The sequence below is a fragment of the Candidatus Nitronereus thalassa genome (assembly GCF_032191465.1).
Taxonomy (GTDB): Bacteria; Nitrospirota; Nitrospiria; order Nitrospirales; family UBA8639; genus Nitronereus; species Nitronereus thalassa.
The window spans coordinates 484,151-501,218 of sequence record NZ_JAQOUE010000001.1 but is presented as its reverse complement, the minus strand read 5'-3'; the positions used below and the strand labels follow the sequence as shown (position 1 = coordinate 501,218).

Genomic DNA, 17,068 nt, shown 5'->3' with positions numbered 1-17,068 from the left:
GGCGTGCCTCGTGTTGTTATTCAAATGCCATCGGCGTTTGGTAGCGCAACACCGAATGGAAATATTACCTGTTGTACTTCTTGATCAACTTTTCCAGGGTTTCGATGAATCCCACCGGCCCCTTCCACTCCCAAATCCAGACCAGTTCTTCAGGGTCCGCATTGCCTTTCGAATTGTTGTAGCTGGTGAACGCTTGCATGATACCTGCAGGCCCTGCAGGCCTGCATCAAGGCCACAGCCGTGGGCTGACACCCATTATCCGCTATCTAAGGATAATGCGTGGTTCTTCGCCCCGTCTGGAAATTGCTGATGGACGGCCGTGTTTAACGCTACCAACCAATGCCAGGTCTTGGCTTGAAGCCCGGTATAGTCGCCCACGACCTTCTTAGTGTACCAATCTAAGACGAGGACCACATAGACCCATCCAAAGCCATCGATTAACACTTTGGTCATATCGACGCCCCACCACTGATTGGGCGCCGTGGGCTTCGGTTTCCGGCGATGCGCTACCCAGCTGGCTTTGAGCCGTAGGTTAGACGGGGCACCAGGAGGGCATGCAATTTCAGCAGCCGATAGACGCGTTTCGCTGTGATCGGCTGTTGCTCCACATACCGCAGATAGGCCCAGACGCGACGATAGCATCAAAAGGGATGGTCCGCTTTGATGTAACGGATGTGTGCCACAAGCTTGTGGTTTCGTTCACCCACTTTGGCGTACGGTTCCCGCCTCATCCTCAGCCCTCGTCGTTTTTTTAATTCCACTGCCAAATCCCCAATTACGCCTTTCAGATGGGTATTTTCCCGCTGCAAGTGGTTCGTCCGCTAATCACGGGCTGAGTCTCTCAAAGGCACGATCGGCATTCGCTAGAAATTGGTCGCACCCTTGATAATACTGGGCCTGACTAATCTGATGGGCATTGCCCAATTCAGCGACCGGTCGCCCTTTCAGCCCTTCTAGGACCATCATCGGCTTGGTTTCGGAATTCCACTGCTGTTGTTTCATGGCTACCTCCTGATTGCTGCAGCCACAGAATACTCAGTACCAGATCCTTAGATCAAAACGGAGAGCGATATACTTCTTTAAGGTATACCTCTAAGGCAAAGGGAGGGCAAAAAACTTTAATTTTTTGATATTTGCCAAAGCAAAAATAGAATAAGCGAAACAAGAGTGAAGGAAAAATATTACTGAATACCCATTCTGTTATAATCGCGACTTTACGTGTTGTCTGATTCCCAATTCGTAAGGCGTAAGAGTTAAAAAGCGGAGGGCAAGTTGATCGAAACGTCTTGTAGGGTCAGGTTCCACTCCTCCAATATTTGAAACAACTAGTTCGAAGTTTCTCCATCGGCGTCCACCAATCTTCCTACAACTTGGACTGGGAACCCTAAAATGGTTGAAGGCCCACAGTCATAGATTTGGTAAAAACAGACTGACCTGAAAAATATCTTAATTCATCCCCAGCTTTTTCCTTAATTTCAATGAATGTTTGGATATCGTACCTCAATAGTTGCAAAATTAATTTCTAATTGTTTATCAATTTAGTTAACTTTATAATGAATCATGCGTTTATCTAAAAAAAGCGAATATGCCTTGCGGGCATTGTTGGAATTGACGGAAGCCTATGGCCAACGGCCGGTGCGTCGTTCAGATATCGCGGAGCGACAAAATATCCCCTTGGGATTCCTAGAGGCGATTCTGCTTCAGTTGAAACATGCCGGGATTTTGGGAAGCCGCCCAGGAGTGGATGGCGGGTTCAGGCTCATTAAAAAACCTGAACAAATTTCCCTTGGCACAATCATTCGTGCTTTAGATGGACCGCTGGCACCCATTCCGTGTGTGAGCCAGACGGCGTATCAAACATGTGAGGATTGTCCGTATGCAGATGCTCTGCAATGTCCGATAAAAACCCCCATGCAAGAGGTACGAAATGCCATTGCTGGTGTGCTTGATCATTACACGTTGAAGGATTTCGCTCAGCAACTTACAGCTAAGACGACACGATCTAAGAAGCCAAAGAGACCATTGCCGGTCAGTGCCTAAATGGCTTTGGTTTATTTGAAAATTAGGAGCTTGTCATGGAAACGCATCTTCGGAGTGTAGTAAAGGGCATCAGTTGGAGAGTTATTGCTACCCTAGTGACCACCATCGTCGTATTTATCTATTCGGGAGAATTAGCGGCCGCGGCTATTGTGGGGTCCGTTGATGCGTTGGCCAAAATTGGTTTGTATTGGGGCCATGAGCGAATCTGGCAACATATTCAATGGGGCAGAATTATTCCTACCGTCAGTTCTCCTTAGTCAAAATCAAGGGACTTCATGATGAATGGACGACAGATTTTAGGGTTGGGAGCAGTATTGGCGGGAATTGCCGTGGCCATCGGTGCTTTCGGTGCACATATGCTTAAGCCACGCCTCTCGGAACGAATGATGGAGGTCTTTGAAACAGGGGTTCGGTATCACATGTTTCATGCGCTGGCCCTGTTATTTTCTGGATGGGCCTTGACGCAATTTGAATCCAAAGTATTTCAAAAAGCTGCTTGGGCTTTTTTTGTTGGCATTCTCATTTTTTCGGGAAGCCTATATTGTTTGGCCATTGCTGATATGCGATGGCTTGGCGCACTGACACCCCTCGGTGGCCTGTGTTTTCTTATAGGCTGGGGGTGTTTAGCTTTTGGGTTTTTTCGTCGAACTTAACATTCGGATTCCACATTCTCTTTCTTCTTTTTTCTTCATCCATTTACCTGCCAATTTCACTGAGGGGCTCATGCGTAATAATAAGAGCACCCCGTGGGTTATTGGTGAGGGTGTTCGCCTGAAGGAGTTGTTCCTGCTCCGGAGAGGTGTGGCTATCCGGGGTCATCACCACTCCCCAATGAAAATTGTGCTCACAGGTATTTTCCAATACCAAGGCTTTGGCTCCGTGAAATAATAAGATACCGCTCAGCATATTGTGATGACAGAGATTTTTGGTCAGATCAGGACTGCTTCCATCATCTCGAACTGCAAGGCCAAAGTGATGGTTATGAAAACAGTCATTCATCGTAAGGTAGGGGCGAGCTCCCGCAAAGGTGAAAATGCCTGATTCCCGATTGCTGCACACCTCATTGTCACTGAGAGTCGGCCGGCACTCTGGTCCATAAATGACAATGCCGGACAAAATTCCTTCCATGGCGCGACATTGAGAAATTGTGCAAGTGGAATCAAGAATATTGATGGCAGAATGCTGATCACTGCCCACATATCGAAATGTGATCCCGGATATATGACCGCTGGGAACTTTTTGGAGATAGAGCGGTCCACTTCGCCGGCTAAAAATTTCTACCTGGTCGCGCCCTGCACCAACGATATGAATAGGCTTTTCAGCAATGAATAGACGATCTTCATATTGGCCCGCACGAATATAAATGAGGTCTTGTGGTCCAGCATCTTTGATGGCCGCACTTGGGCGAGGATACGAGTTCGAATCCGATTGATCCACAATAAGTGTTTGCCCACCCAATGGATTTTTGGGAATTTCCGAAACACTTGCGGAAGGATCTATTTCATCAGGATTTGACGGGGGAATGGAACTCATAGTTTTAGCATGATTTTCAACTAGAAAAGAAAACTAGGTTGCAAGGTGATGAGCGATACTTCATCAAGTAATCTTATAACTAAGATTGGCATTCGAAAGATCTAGGGAAAGGTATTTGTACCATATTGAAGAGCCTGTAAATAGGGCGAGGTGTGGCCCCATTCAAATGTGGAAAGTATTAATGTTAAGTTTTATTTTGTCGTGCTTTTCAAAAAATAAAAATTTTTCTTGACTTTCTGCCTAGTTGCCGATTATAAATACTCCCACCATTGGGACAGCGAGGTTTCAGTGGGGGTGGAAAATATAATACTAGGACAATGTAGTCCTCAGCCTGTCATAACTAGGTTGGGGGCTTTTTTTTTGCTTGAATTGGTCCATTTAGGTTTAATGCGTGACAAAAATCATCAAGGATGGTCTGTTGTTCATAGCTAGCTTTCAACCCGAACCCAAATATTCACGATTATGTATTTCTTGTATCGCCTAACGGATAAACCCACGATGACATACCTGGCCAATGTCGGCATGCTGAGAAATCGTCCGCTTTCGCTCCATCTGCTTAAAAAGTAAAGGAGAAAAAATGAAGAATTTAAAAGTTTTTTGTTCTCGGATGATAATGACCCTTAACCTTATTTTGTGTTGTGCGCTGTTTTTACCTGGAGGAATTTCCAAGGTCTTAGCCCAGGGTGACCCTTCGGATGTCTTGAAACAATTGGAAAAAGTTCAGCGCGAGGATGTGGAAAAACATTCTCTAGCTAACAAATTGGATATTTCTTTTTATGGTTTTGTGGATGTGTCGTACACGCATAATTTTAATAATCCTGGAAATCAGGTCAATCAATTGCGCGCGTTTGATACTGATGCTCAGTCTTTTCGAGTAAATCTTGCGCAATTAGTGTTGGAACGAGAAGGAAAACACGATGGGAGTATGACTGACCGTGCAGGGTTTCACGTAAAGTTAAATTTTGGTGAAGACTCCCAATTCACAGGAGGGGATGATTTTGGTGATGAGTTTGATTTCCAGGAGGTGTATGTCCAATACATTGCGCCTTTGGGAAAAGGGGTGGACTTAAAGTTTGGCCGACAAAATACGCTGATCGGGTATGAAGTCATTGAAAGCCCTTTAAATCCTAATTTTTCTCGCTCTTTCATGTTTAGTTTTGGTGAGCCTTTCACGACGACAGGAATTCGGGCTTCATATGCATTTAATGAATATGTGGCCTTTGCGATTGGAGGTATTGATTCTTTTACTCAGGGTCCTGGGGACTTCAATAGAGGAAAATCCGTTGAGACGGCCCTTTTTATAAATCCAAATGACAAAGTCGGTTTGACGGGTTTCTTATTTTGGGGACCAGAACTTCCAGGGGTGGCCCCTGCGACGGTTGGGCCGAAAGGCGATTTAATTCTTGCAGGCGGAATAGCAACCTTCCAGGCCACTGATCAAACGTCTTTTGCTTTGGAAGGTTACTATGCCAACCAGGAAGCGGTAGGTCCAGGTGGAGGGACTGCACGATGGAATGGAGTGGCAGCCTATGCCCTTCATGAATTCACGGATCAGTGGGGAGTGCACATCAGGGGAGAAATTTTTGAGGATGCCGGAGGTTCTCGGACGTGTTTGGTTACTGCACCAACAGGCCCAGGGGCCTCTGCCGTGGGAAAGTCGAATACCTGTGTTGCTGTAGCAGGGGCAGGAGTTGCCCAAACGCTTTGGGAATCGACAGTTACCCTTCAGTTTAAACCTGTTCCGCCATTAATTACCCGGTTAGAATTTCGTTATGATAAGTCCGACAAAAATACGTTTCAGTCCGGTGCAAGTGCTGTCAATCATCAAGAAACCTTGGCCTTTGAAACTATCTTCCTCTTTTAAGGAAGCTTAGGAGGGGACATGAACTATACGAAAAACGAGTTTAATAGGATATTAAGTATAATAATTTCCGTATTTTTACTAGTACTTGTACCAACTTCCACCTTCGCACAAGAAGTGGAAGAGGCCCAAGCAATCAGCGCTGGCGATACCGGGTGGGTTCTTACATCCTCAGCGTTGGTGCTTTTAATGACCATCCCGGGGTTAGCTTTATTTTATGGGGGAATGGTGCGCAATAAGAATGTTCTCAGCACCATGATGCATAGTTTTATTTCGGTCTGTATCGTCAGCATAGTCTGGGTGTTTTGGGGCTACACAATTGCCTTTGGGTCTGATGTCGGCGGAGTCATGGGAAGCTTCGAATTCTTTGGCCTGAGTGGAGTAGGAACCGAAGCCTTCTCCGGTACCGCCATCCCAGAACTTGCCTTTATGGTGTTTCAATTGATGTTTGCCGGAATTACGGTCGCCTTGATTAGTGGAGCGATTGCCGAACGCATGAAATTTAGTGCCTTTGCTCTGTTTGCAGTTCTCTGGGCCACCTTCATTTATGCACCGTTGGCCCATTGGGTCTGGGGTGGCGGTTGGCTGGCAGGGCTGGGAGAACTTGATTTTGCTGGTGGCACTGTCGTGCATATTAGCTCAGGGGTAGCCGCCTTAGCCGCAGCGTTGGTGCTTGGAAAGCGGCATGGCTATGGATCGGAAAATCTTTCCCCGCATAATCTTCCGTTTACTATCGTGGGTGCGGCTCTCCTCTGGGTAGGATGGTTCGGATTCAATGCCGGTAGTGCCTTAGCTGCCAATGGTGTGGCTGCCAGTGCATTTGTGGCCACACATGTGGCTACGGCCGCTGGTGCGCTTGGGTGGATTGCCATCGAAAGAGTCTACCGTGGGAAACCTACGGTTCTTGGTGCGGCCAGTGGTGCGGTGGCCGGGTTGGTCGCGATCACCCCCGCAGCTGGCTTCGTGGGACCCATTTCCGCTATTTGGGTGGGATTAGGCGGTGGCGTTTTTTGTTATGCCGCAGTGATGTGGAAGAGTAAGTTGGGATATGACGATGCATTGGATGTGCTTGGGATACATGGTATTGGTGGAACTTGGGGTGCCATTGCTACGGGGCTCTTTGCCAGCGTTGGTGGAGGCACCGGATTGTTTTTCGGAAATCCGGGACAGGTGGTCATTCAATTGGTAGGGGTGGGTGCGACGTGGATTTTTTCCTTCATTGGAACCTTTATCATCTTGAAGGTCTTGGACATGACTATTGGGCTACGAGTCACCAAAGAGGAAGAAGCGCTCGGTCTCGATTTGAGTGAACACAGCGAACGCGCGTATGCATAAAATTGGGAATTTGCGGATCAGGGTTCAACGATATGACAGAAAAATTCGTTGGGCCTTGATCCGTCCTATCTACTAAGAGAGAGGGGCGAGAAATGAAATTGATTCAAGCCATCATTAAACCGTTCAAGCTTGATGAAGTCAAAGATGCATTGATTGAGCTAGGTGTTCAAGGAATGACCGTCACCGAGGTGAAAGGATTTGGTCGTCAAAAAGGGCATAAAGAAACTTACCGGGGTACGGAGTATCAAATCGATTTCGTGCCAAAAATTAAATTGGAGTTGGCGATCCCAGATAACCTCGAACAAAAAGTGATTGAAACGATTGCCCGTGCTGCGAAAACGGGGAGCATTGGCGATGGGAAAATATTCGTTTCCGACGTGAATACAGTGATTCGTATTCGAACAGGGGAATCTGGAGAAGGGGCTGTTTGATTTTCCTCTCTAGGGATGCCGCATCAACGATCGTACAAATATTGACTGATAAACCTTAAACCGAGGTGATCTTGTGAAACGAGCCAAACAGTGCACAATCTGGCTACTCTTAATGGTGGCATTAGGAAGCCTGAGTATTTCGACTGTGTGGGCCCAGGAAGGGACCTCAGCCATTGATACTGGAGATACCGCATGGATCTTGGTTTCTTCCGCCCTGGTGCTTTGTATGACCCTCCCTGGTTTGGCGTTGTTTTATGGAGGCCTCGTCCGAAGCAAAAATGTCTTGGGCACCATCATGCATACGGCGATCATTTTATGCGTGATTAGCATCGTCTGGGTGCTGTGGGGATATACCCTGGCTTTTGGTCCAGATGTCGGTGGTGTGATAGGAGGATTGGACCATCTGGGACTGATGGGCGTTGGAGTGGAGGCCTTTCCCGGGACGGGCATTCCTCATCTGGTGTTTATGGTGTTTCAGCTCATGTTTGCGGCGATTACAGTCGCGCTCATTACCGGGAGTTTTGCTGAACGTATGAAGTTTACGGCTTTATTGGCCTTCGCCGTCCTGTGGTCCACCTTTATTTATTCACCACTGGCCCATTGGGTGTGGGGTGGAGGGTGGATGGCGCAAATGGGATTTCTTGATTTTGCCGGGGGGGCGGTTGTGCACATCAGCTCAGGATTCGGCGCGTTAATCTGTGCTATTCTCGTTGGCCAACGAAAAGGGCTTGGTACGGAAGCCATGCCTCCACATAATCTTCCCATGACCGTGCTGGGAACGGGGCTCTTATGGTTTGGGTGGTTTGGATTTAACGCAGGAAGTGCGTTAGGCGCCAATGGGGTCGCCGCTTCGGCGTTTGTGGCCACGCATATTGCGGCCTGTGCCGGCGGGCTCAGCTGGATGATTGCGGAATGGATTAATCAGGGAAAACCCACTATTTTGGGGGTAGCCAGCGGAATGATTTCTGGTTTAGCCACCATTACTCCGGGTGCTGGATTTCTTGGACCACTTTCTGCATTATTCGTGGGGCTCGTGGCAGGGGTGGTCTGTTATGTTGCGGTGATTTGGAAAACCCGGCTCGGGTACGATGATTCTCTTGATGTTGTAGGGATTCATGGCGTCGGCGGGTTTACGGGAATTCTCGCAACTGGGCTGTTTGCATCGATTGGAGCCCAAGGATTATTCTTCGGCAATGCTGGCCAATTTGGCATCCAAGCTGGATTGGCGATTGTGACAATGATCTTTTCTGTGGTGGGGACTTATATTATTTTGAAAATTGTGGATGTGACCATTGGTCTTCGAGTAACTGCGGATGACGAGAATGTCGGGTTAGACCTGAGCCAACATAATGAACGGGCTTATTCGTAATCCAGCACTCAATCATTGGTTGTTTTAAGATGATGAGAAACACATGACCGCTTTAGATTTTTAAGAGATTTATACAACATTATTTGAAGGAGGTTGAGAATGACCGCGCGTGAAGTGTTGGATTTTGCCAAAAAAAACAAAGTAGAAATGGTTGATTTGAAATTTGTGGACTTGATGGGTGCTTGGCAGCATTTTTCAATTCCCACCTCAGAACTGACCATGGATTTATTCAAAGATGGCTCAGGGTTTGACGGGTCTTCGATCCGTGGATGGAAGATGATTCAAAATAGTGACATGTTGGTGGTTCCTGATCCATCCACTGCCAAAATGGATCCATTTATGGAAATTCCTACTTTGAGTATGATTTGTGATGTGCAAGATCCTGTTTCCCGAGAAATTTATGAGCGTGATCCAAGGGGTGTGACTCTACGCGCAGAACAGTATTTAAAGAGCACCAAAATCGGGGATGTCTCGTTTTGGGGACCGGAAGCGGAGTTCTTCATTTTCGATCATGCGAGCTATGATCAAAATAGCCATTCTGGATATTATTTTCTCGACTCCGAAGAAGGCATTTGGAATTCCGGGTTGGAAGGGCACAATCTCGGCGCACGCCCAAGACACAAGGAAGGCTATTTTCCTGTCTCGCCCACCGATGCCCAACAAGATATTCGTTCGGAAATGGTCCGAGAAATGGAAAAGGCCGGGATTCATGTTGAAAAGCATCACCATGAAGTTGCGACAGGCGGACAGGCGGAAATTGATCTGCGTTTCGACACCATGCTGAGCATGGCTGACAAAATGATGTGGTATAAATACATCGTGAAAAATGTAGCCAAGCGTCACAATAAGACGGCGACGTTTATGCCAAAGCCTCTGTTCAAAGATAATGGTACGGGAATGCATACGCATCAAAGTATTTGGAAGGATAAAACGCCGTTGTTCGCAGGAAAAGAATATGCCGGGGTGTCAAAGATGTGCCTATACTATATTGGAGGCATTTTAAAGCATGGGCCGGCATTAGCGGCCTTTACGAATCCCACAACCAATTCTTATAAAAGATTGACGCCAGGATTTGAGGCTCCCGTCTTGTTGGCCTATTCCAGTCGAAATCGGTCCGCGGGAATTCGAATTCCCATGTATTCCCCCAATCCCAAAGCCAAACGGATTGAAGTTCGGTTCCCTGATCCCACGGCGAATTTTTATTTAGCATTTAGTGCCATGTTAATGGCTGGACTTGATGGCATCCAAAATAAAATTGATCCAGGCCAAGCCATGGATAAAAATTTGTACGATCTGGAACCAGAAGAAGCGGCCAATATTCCCACGCTTCCGGCCAGTTTAGAGGATGCCTTAGATAATTTGGCCAACGATCACCAATTCCTCCTCAAAGGGGGAGTATTTACGGAAGATCTTGTTGAGGCCTGGATCAATTATAAACGGGAGAATGAGGTGGATGCTCTGAGAGTTCGTCCTCATCCACACGAATTTTTCATGTACTACGATATTTAGTCAAGGTTGTGACATTACCTCTTATTCTGTGAGAGGTGAGAATGAACACGCCCCTCTCTTGAAAAATTAAGAGAGGGGCGTGTTTTTTATGAGTGAAGTGGACACGGAAGAGCTAGGGTGAGCTTGTTGGATTCGATGTTTTGGTGCTGAATAGTTTCGTGAATATTTGGTGGGCTCGTGTCATCCGTTCTTTTAAATCCTCCTCGAAAGTTCTCGCACCCTCCTTCCACACTTCCGTGATATATCCGAGTCGACGCGCGAGATATATCATATCCTCGGAATTCGATTCGGGTAGCACTAAATCCTTGGCGTTTCCACGCACAATGCGAAGCCCATCAATGACTCTTCGCATAAAGACATAATCGTCTTTCAAAAATTGTTCGTCCTGGGATGACAGATGTTGCGATTTTTGTAAAGCCTGCAAGGCATCGAGGGTATGGGTGGTGCGTAAGGTGAGTTCCGTGTGGCCATACATTAACTGCAAATATTGCGCGGTATATTCAATGTCAATTAAGCCTCCGGGACTATATTTCACATGAATGGCCCCTGGAGGTACCAGTTCACGAATTTGGCGATGACGTAAATGTAGGGCAGTGTCGAGGGGCCAAGAAACTGAGCTGTAGACAAAGACATCTCGATGGGCCTCCACCTTTCGACCAAGAGCGGCGTTGCCCGCAACATGGCGGAGTTTGATCCAGGCCTGGCGTTCAAAAGGCGCCGCGCTTCCATCTTCTGCGTAGTACCGTTGAATTTCCTCCAAGGAATTTGCCAACAAACCTTTCTCTCCATGGGGGCGAAGTCTGGTGTCAATTTGAAAAATCCCTTCCTGTTTGGCCTCAATCCAATGAAGAAACTCCTGAATGAGCCGTTCGTAATATTCACCAATGTTGGGCAAGTTCTTTGGAGTGGTTTTAGAAGGCACATCATAAATGAACACAACTTCGATATCCGAGGCGTAGCCTAATTCTTGACCGCCGAGTTTTCCCAATCCACAAATCGCCAAGGGAAGGGGTTGCCCTTTTTTTGTTTTTGGTGGCGTCCCTGATTGATTCACAACGGTTTGTGCCTCAATAAGCGCTTGATCCAAAATAACTTCGGCGAGGACGGTCAAACTACTGGAAAATTTTGGTAGCGGCGTACTGTTGAGAATGTGGTCCATATCAATGCGGAACAACTCTTCGTCTTTGAACTCATTAAGAATGGACTTTCTTGCTTCTGGACGTTTGGTTTTGCCAAGTCTTTTGCGCAGGGTTTTGCTCAATTTAGCCTTCGACGGCGGTCCCGTGTGTTTGTGGAAGTCTTCCATGATGGGGAGAAGGTTGCTATGTTGCCGTCTGAGAAAATCTTCCCACAGAAAATCACTGGTGCCGAATAATTGCGCAAGTTGGGCCAGAGAGGTTTTTTTATTCAACCAAGTAAATTGTTTCTTCGTCGGATGGGTATCTAGGAGCTGATCCAGAAATTGATCGAAATGTGCGAGGGCCTTACTTGGGTCTGGAGCCCAAGTTAAATACAGCGTAAACTCTTTGATAAAGGTGGCTGCGATAGTTAATTCTTGTTGCTCCTCCGCGGTAACGATTTTTTGATTTTGGCGACCTCTCACGTAAAAGCGGTTTCGAACTCGTGTTCCATCTACCTCGATGGTAGCTTTCGATAAATACAGACCCCGCATCGTCAAAGCGTTGGCAAAGGCATAGAGAAAGGCCGGAGAGTCAGTGCCTCCAATGTCCATAACAGTATCTCGCGGAGACAACGTGTTATTGAACTGAATTTCCACAGGATGAACGACATTGGCTAGGGGAGTTTTCCTTTTACCAAGGGCTTCAACTAATTTTCGATTGACCATTTGTCGTACTTCTTGTGTTTGGTGCCCCTCTAACAAACGAATCATTGCTAAAAGTTCTTCTGAGAACGTTTGTTGTTCCTCGGTTGAAAAGGTGTACCCGGGAAGTACTTGGACATAAAAGACATCCACGACTTTTTTGCGGGAGGACCCGGAATGGAAAGACTTGCGTCTGGCTGACCATTTGATGACCTTCAATGATCTGGGTTGAGAGGAGGGTGGTGGGGTTTCGTCCAGATAAGTAAAAATATAGGCTTCTCGAATATCTAATCCGTAGGCTGACAATAAGCCACAAATCGTCGCAAATTCTCCAAAATAATCATATGCCGCCAGTGTTAACTGAAATCTTGCTTTGTGTTTATCAGGTAGGATTTGAAGAGCGCAGGGATGTTTTAGGCTGAGGGTATTTGCTAGGCCCAAATGGGAGCTCACGGTTTCAAGAGGAAACTGAGAAAAATAATCCGGATCCATCCGATCCAGAAAATCTTGGATCTGGCGTGTGTCAACAGCTGGCAAAAGTGCCTGTAACGTTGTCAGGTCGGGAGAAGTGTTCATCATTCCTCAGTATACCGAAAAGTCTAGGCATTGTAAGGTCTGGTCTGCCCTTCTATAATCAAGCTTTACTATTTTTATTTTCCTATGGCCTTTCCCTCAAAATCCACATTCACCTACCGGCCTGACCCAACGCCGCTTCTTTTGGCGCGAGACTTACCACGGGACGAGGTTTCCCGATTACTCACTCCCTATGGGTTTCATGATATTGAAAAGGCTGATGCCAATTTGCAATCGATGGCGGGTGATCCGCGAAGCCGACAATTGCTTGCTCGGATTCTCCCAAGTATTTTGCACACCATTTCCCATACCGCCGATCCTGACCAGGGATTGAATGAGTGGGAACGATACCTGGAAGCAGGGAATGCCCGGGCCCAGGTCTTTAGTTTTTTATCCAACACTCCACATCTTTTGCGGTTGCTCTGCGTGTTATTCGGTAATAGTCCAGCCATGGCCGAAACGATTATACGTGACCCCATGGTGATTTATTGGATGGAAGACCAACGCATTCTTAAAACACGGCCTACAAAAAAGCGACTCCAGGTAATGTTACATGAGGCGCTGAGCGTTGTAACTTCCGGTGGCCGAAAGATAGAAATTTTACGAAGATTTCATCGCCGAGAAATGCTTCGCATTGGGGCTCGGGATTTATTTCGAGTGGCGAAGGTCCAGGAAACTTTTGTCTCACTTTCTCAACTCGCCGAAATTGTGATCCATTCGGCGTATCAAATTGTGAAAACTGAGATGGAGCAACAGCATGGGATTCCGCACCATACCAATCCCACAGGCAAATCTTTTCAAACTCGGTTTGCCATTCTGGGAATGGGAAAACTCGGTGGAGGAGAGCTTAATTATAGTTCAGATGTTGATTTGGTCTATATTTACGAATCTAGTCATGGGCACACGAACGCCAAGACTGGACAATCCAGTATTACCAATGAAGCCTACTTTCAAGCCCTCGCCAGGAAACTGACCCAGGTATTGTCCCAGTCTAGCGGCGAAGGGTTCTTGTTTCGGGTGGATTTGCGATTGCGGCCAGAGGGAGGCATTGGTCCATTGGCGTGGTCTGTTGGTGAAGCGGTTACCTATTACCAGACAAGGGGACGTCCCTGGGAACGTTTAGCCTTTCTAAAGGCTCGCCCCATTGCCGGAGAGGTAGCGATAGGACGGACGTTCTTACGCAAAATCCAGCCCTTTGTGATAGGGCAAGAGCCCAATGCCAACTCGAATATCGTTGAGGCCGTGCGTACCCTAAGAACTCAGATACATCAAAAAGTGCACCGAAAAGGTGAGGAAGATCGAAACGTCAAATTGAGCCCTGGAGGGATTCGAGATATTGAATTTATTGTTCAAACGCTCCAATTGCTTCATGTTGCAGAAGAGCCGGAGTTGTTTGAACCCAATAATCTAAAAGGCCTAAAACGTCTTATCGAGTTTCGACATCTTTCGCCTGAGCAAGGTGCTCAACTCAAAAGATATTACCTCTATCTTCGTGACGTCGAACATAAACTTCAAATGGTTCATGAACTCCAAACCCACACGCTCCCTTCTCAAGAATCAGAACTATTCAAATGTGCGGTGCGTATGGGCCACACGCATAAAACTCTTCAAGGCAATCCCTTGCGGCTATTGTCAGACTATCGGACGGTTACTGGGCAAGTTGAAGAGCTTTTTCATACAATACTTTTTTAACAGATATCATTGGATACAAGGGATACAAGAAATTTTCCGGAGGGTAAGGGCCACTCTGGCGGGAAATATGTGGGCGAGACAGGCATCCTCACATACTTTTCCCTCCTCATGACTTGATCTGGCACCAATGGTGGTTATCTCTACAAAAGGGAAGGATCAAATACTGCGGGAAGGGAGTCACCGACCATGGATATGAATCGTATGACATTGAAAGTTCAGGAAGCCTTACAGGCAGCGTCGTCCATCGCCATGAGACGAAATCATCAAGGACTTGATGTCGAGCATGTATTAATGGCGTTGGTGGAACAGCCTGAGGGTTTAGCTGGTCCCATCATTGAGCAAACGGGAGTATCCCTTTCTGCGGTAAAATCCGCGGCGGAAAAGGCTCTTACGCGAATTCCACAGGTTCAAGGGGCGGGTTCTGCTCCTGGACAGATTCATTTGACCCAGCGAACTGCAAATCTGCTCACCAATGCCGAAACGGAAATGCAAGGCCTGAAAGATGAGTATGTTAGTGCTGAACATCTTTTGTTGGCCATGGTGAAAGAATCTGGGGTGTTCAAAGAATTAGGTATTACCCGAGATAAACTGTTGGCAGGATTACAAAAAGTTCGTGGAAATCAACGAGTCACAAGTCAAAACCCGGAAGGGACTTACCAGTCGTTAGAAAAATACGGACGAGACCTCACCCGTCTGGCAGGCCAGGGGAAACTCGACCCGGTCATCGGACGGGATGAAGAAATTCGTCGGACGATTCAAATTCTCTCGCGTCGTACGAAAAATAACCCGGTATTAATAGGAGAGCCGGGGGTTGGGAAAACGGCGATTGTCGAGGGGCTTGCCCAACGGATTGTGAAGGGAGACACTCCCGAAGGGTTAAAACGGAAACGCCTTATTGTCTTAGACATGGGGTCGTTAATTGCCGGGGCCAAATTTCGTGGGGAATTTGAAGAACGATTAAAGGCTGTTTTGAAAGAAATTCAATCATCCCAAGGTGAAATTCTCCTTTTTATTGATGAATTGCATACCGTGGTGGGAGCAGGAGCCGCTGAAGGGGCCATGGATGCCGCGAATCTGTTAAAGCCTTTATTGGCGAGGGGAGAGCTCCATCTGATCGGAGCCACGACTCTTGATGAATATCGAAAACATATTGAAAAAGATGCAGCCTTGGAGCGACGGTTTCAACCGGTGTATGTGGAACAACCCTCGGTCGAAGATACCATTTCCATTCTGCGTGGGCTCAAGGAGCGCTACGAAGTGCATCACGGAGTGCGGATCAAGGATTCCGCTTTGGTAGCAGCGGCTCGCCTTTCTCATCGCTACATCGGTGATCGATTTCTTCCTGATAAAGCCATCGATTTAGTCGACGAATCCGCGGCGCGGCTTCGTACGGAAATCGACAGCATGCCGGCGGAATTGGATGAAATTTCCCGCAAGGTGTTACAACTCGAAATTGAACGGGAAGCCTTAAAAAAAGAGGTAGACCCGGGAAGTAAGGCACGGTTGGAAACTTTGGAAGGCGAGCTTGAAGGAAAGCGTGCGGAGTTATCTAGGCTCAAGACACAATGGGATGCCGAGAAGGCATCGGTGGGGCGATTGCAACACATTCGCCAACAGATTGAAGATATGCGGCATCAGATTGAAAAAGCGGAGCGGGAATATGATTTAAACCGCGTGGCTGAGTTGAGGTACGGGTCACTACCTCGACTAGAGAGTGAACTGCAAGCCGAAGAAGATCGTCTTGACCAAAATAAAGGTGAGTCGTCACGTCTATTAAAAGAGGAAGTTGATGAAGAAGATATTGCCGAAGTGGTGAGTCGATGGACAGGCATTCCCATCAGTCGGTTACTCCAGGGTGAAATGGAAAAACTTTTGAAGCTTGGCGATTTAATTCATCAACGAGTCGTGGGACAGGAAGAAGGAGTTCGAGCGGTCGCGGATGCGGTGCTTCGTGCAAGATCAGGGATCAAAGATCCGAATCGACCCATTGGCTCATTCTTGTTCCTTGGCCCAACGGGTGTCGGGAAAACCGAATTGGCCAGGGCCTTGGCCTATACCCTTTTTGATGATGAGGCCAATCTCGTCAGGATCGATATGTCCGAATACATGGAAAAACATACCGTGGCACGGCTCATTGGAGCCCCTCCCGGATATGTGGGCTATGAAGAAGGTGGCCAGTTGACGGAGGCCATTCGTCGTCGTCCCTTTGCTGTCATCCTCTTCGATGAAATCGAAAAGGCTCACCATGATGTATTTAATGTATTGCTTCAAGTCTTAGATGATGGACGGCTCACTGATTCACAGGGACGGACGGTGGATTTCAAAAACGCGGTTCTGATCATGACTTCAAATATCGGAAGCCAAGAAATTCTAGAAGCCCAGCAACATGGTCGTTCCTATGAAGAATTGCAAACACTGGTGTTTCATGAGATCAAACATCATTTTCGTCCAGAATTTTTAAACCGTATTGATGAAACGGTCGTTTTCCATCCATTGACGGCTCACGAGTTGAGTCGAATCGTGGATATTCAGTTAGTTCGTTTAAAGGCGAGATTAGCTGACCGTCGAATCACACTCCAGGTGACGCCTGAAGCATTAGAAGATTTAGGGACCCGTGGCTACGATCCAGTCTATGGTGCTCGCCCCTTGAAACGGTTGATTCAACATGATGTGGAAACCCCATTATCGAAATTGTTGGTCAAGGGAGAAGTGAAGGATGGGGATTCAGTCACTGTAGACTATAAGGATGGCCAGGTTGTGATTATTCCAGCGGTTCAAAGCTAAAAGCACCTCCTTAACCCTTTTGCCGAGTTCTATAGAGTTCGATATAAGACCCCCCTGAGATGCCTTGCCATCTTTAGGGGGTCTTCTTATTTGGTAGGCAGAAAAAAGAAAGAACAGGT

Annotated in this window: 14 protein-coding genes; 10 read left to right on the top strand and 4 right to left on the bottom strand. The window is 47.1% G+C overall.

Features of this window, described 5'->3' with window-relative positions; all coding sequences use genetic code 11:
- Positions 1-255: 255 nt before the first annotated feature.
- Positions 256-642 (bottom strand): DDE-type integrase/transposase/recombinase, encoded by a 387-nt coding sequence (locus tag PPG34_RS02435; protein WP_313834261.1) that lies wholly within the window; start codon positions 640-642, stop codon positions 256-258.
- A gap of 183 nt (positions 643-825) precedes the next feature.
- Positions 826-1,002: a hypothetical protein gene (locus tag PPG34_RS02430; RefSeq protein WP_313831546.1), complete on the bottom strand. Its 177-nt coding sequence runs from the start codon at positions 1,000-1,002 to the stop codon at positions 826-828.
- Between the two features lie 558 nt (positions 1,003-1,560).
- Between PPG34_RS02430 and PPG34_RS02425 the strand changes: the two genes are divergently transcribed.
- Genes PPG34_RS02425 through PPG34_RS02415 form a run of 3 tightly spaced genes read left to right on the top strand, consistent with a single transcriptional unit; the run spans position 1,561 to position 2,693 of the window.
- Complete coding sequence (locus tag PPG34_RS02425; protein ID WP_313831545.1) at positions 1,561-2,040, top strand: RrF2 family transcriptional regulator; 480 nt, start codon at positions 1,561-1,563, stop codon at positions 2,038-2,040.
- Between the two features lie 35 nt (positions 2,041-2,075).
- Positions 2,076-2,297: a DUF2061 domain-containing protein gene (locus PPG34_RS02420; protein ID WP_313831544.1), complete on the top strand. Its 222-nt coding sequence runs from the start codon at positions 2,076-2,078 to the stop codon at positions 2,295-2,297.
- 18 nt (positions 2,298-2,315) lie between these two features.
- Positions 2,316-2,693: a DUF423 domain-containing protein gene (locus tag PPG34_RS02415; protein ID WP_313831543.1), complete on the top strand. Its 378-nt coding sequence runs from the start codon at positions 2,316-2,318 to the stop codon at positions 2,691-2,693.
- Positions 2,694-2,736: 43 nt separating this feature from the next.
- Here PPG34_RS02415 and PPG34_RS02410 read toward each other — a convergent pair whose 3' ends face one another.
- A complete protein-coding gene (locus PPG34_RS02410) occupies positions 2,737-3,573 on the bottom strand; it encodes a right-handed parallel beta-helix repeat-containing protein (protein WP_313831542.1) in 837 nt (278 codons plus the stop codon).
- A 577-nt stretch (positions 3,574-4,150) separates the two neighbouring features.
- On the opposite strand from PPG34_RS02410, the gene PPG34_RS02405 reads away from it, so the two are divergent.
- The 5 genes from PPG34_RS02405 to glnA all read left to right on the top strand — a co-directional run bounded on the left by PPG34_RS02405 (position 4,151) and on the right by glnA (position 10,078).
- A complete protein-coding gene (locus PPG34_RS02405) occupies positions 4,151-5,437 on the top strand; it encodes an outer membrane beta-barrel protein (RefSeq protein WP_313831541.1) in 1,287 nt (428 codons plus the stop codon).
- 18 nt (positions 5,438-5,455) lie between these two features.
- The gene (locus PPG34_RS02400; protein WP_313831540.1) at positions 5,456-6,769 is read left to right on the top strand and encodes an ammonium transporter; all 1,314 of its coding nucleotides are present in this window, start codon (positions 5,456-5,458) and stop codon (positions 6,767-6,769) included.
- Positions 6,770-6,861: 92 nt separating this feature from the next.
- Entirely contained in the window at positions 6,862-7,200 is a 339-nt protein-coding gene (locus PPG34_RS02395; protein ID WP_313831539.1) for a P-II family nitrogen regulator, read from the top strand.
- Positions 7,201-7,312: 112 nt separating this feature from the next.
- On the top strand, positions 7,313-8,569 hold the full coding sequence (locus PPG34_RS02390) for an ammonium transporter (protein WP_420888078.1): 1,257 nt from the start codon (positions 7,313-7,315) through the stop codon (positions 8,567-8,569).
- A 99-nt stretch (positions 8,570-8,668) separates the two neighbouring features.
- A complete protein-coding gene (glnA, locus tag PPG34_RS02385; protein WP_313831537.1) occupies positions 8,669-10,078 on the top strand; it encodes a type I glutamate--ammonia ligase in 1,410 nt (469 codons plus the stop codon).
- A gap of 112 nt (positions 10,079-10,190) precedes the next feature.
- Here the strand turns inward: glnA and PPG34_RS02380 are convergent, their stop codons facing one another.
- A complete protein-coding gene (locus PPG34_RS02380; RefSeq protein WP_313831536.1) occupies positions 10,191-12,479 on the bottom strand; it encodes a [protein-PII] uridylyltransferase family protein in 2,289 nt (762 codons plus the stop codon).
- An 81-nt stretch (positions 12,480-12,560) separates the two neighbouring features.
- Between PPG34_RS02380 and PPG34_RS02375 the strand changes: the two genes are divergently transcribed.
- Positions 12,561-14,165 (top strand): [protein-PII] uridylyltransferase family protein, encoded by a 1,605-nt coding sequence (locus PPG34_RS02375; protein WP_313831535.1) that lies wholly within the window; start codon positions 12,561-12,563, stop codon positions 14,163-14,165.
- Positions 14,166-14,351: 186 nt separating this feature from the next.
- On the top strand, positions 14,352-16,949 hold the full coding sequence (gene clpB / locus PPG34_RS02370; RefSeq protein WP_313831534.1) for an ATP-dependent chaperone ClpB: 2,598 nt from the start codon (positions 14,352-14,354) through the stop codon (positions 16,947-16,949).
- Positions 16,950-17,068 lie beyond the last annotated feature (119 nt).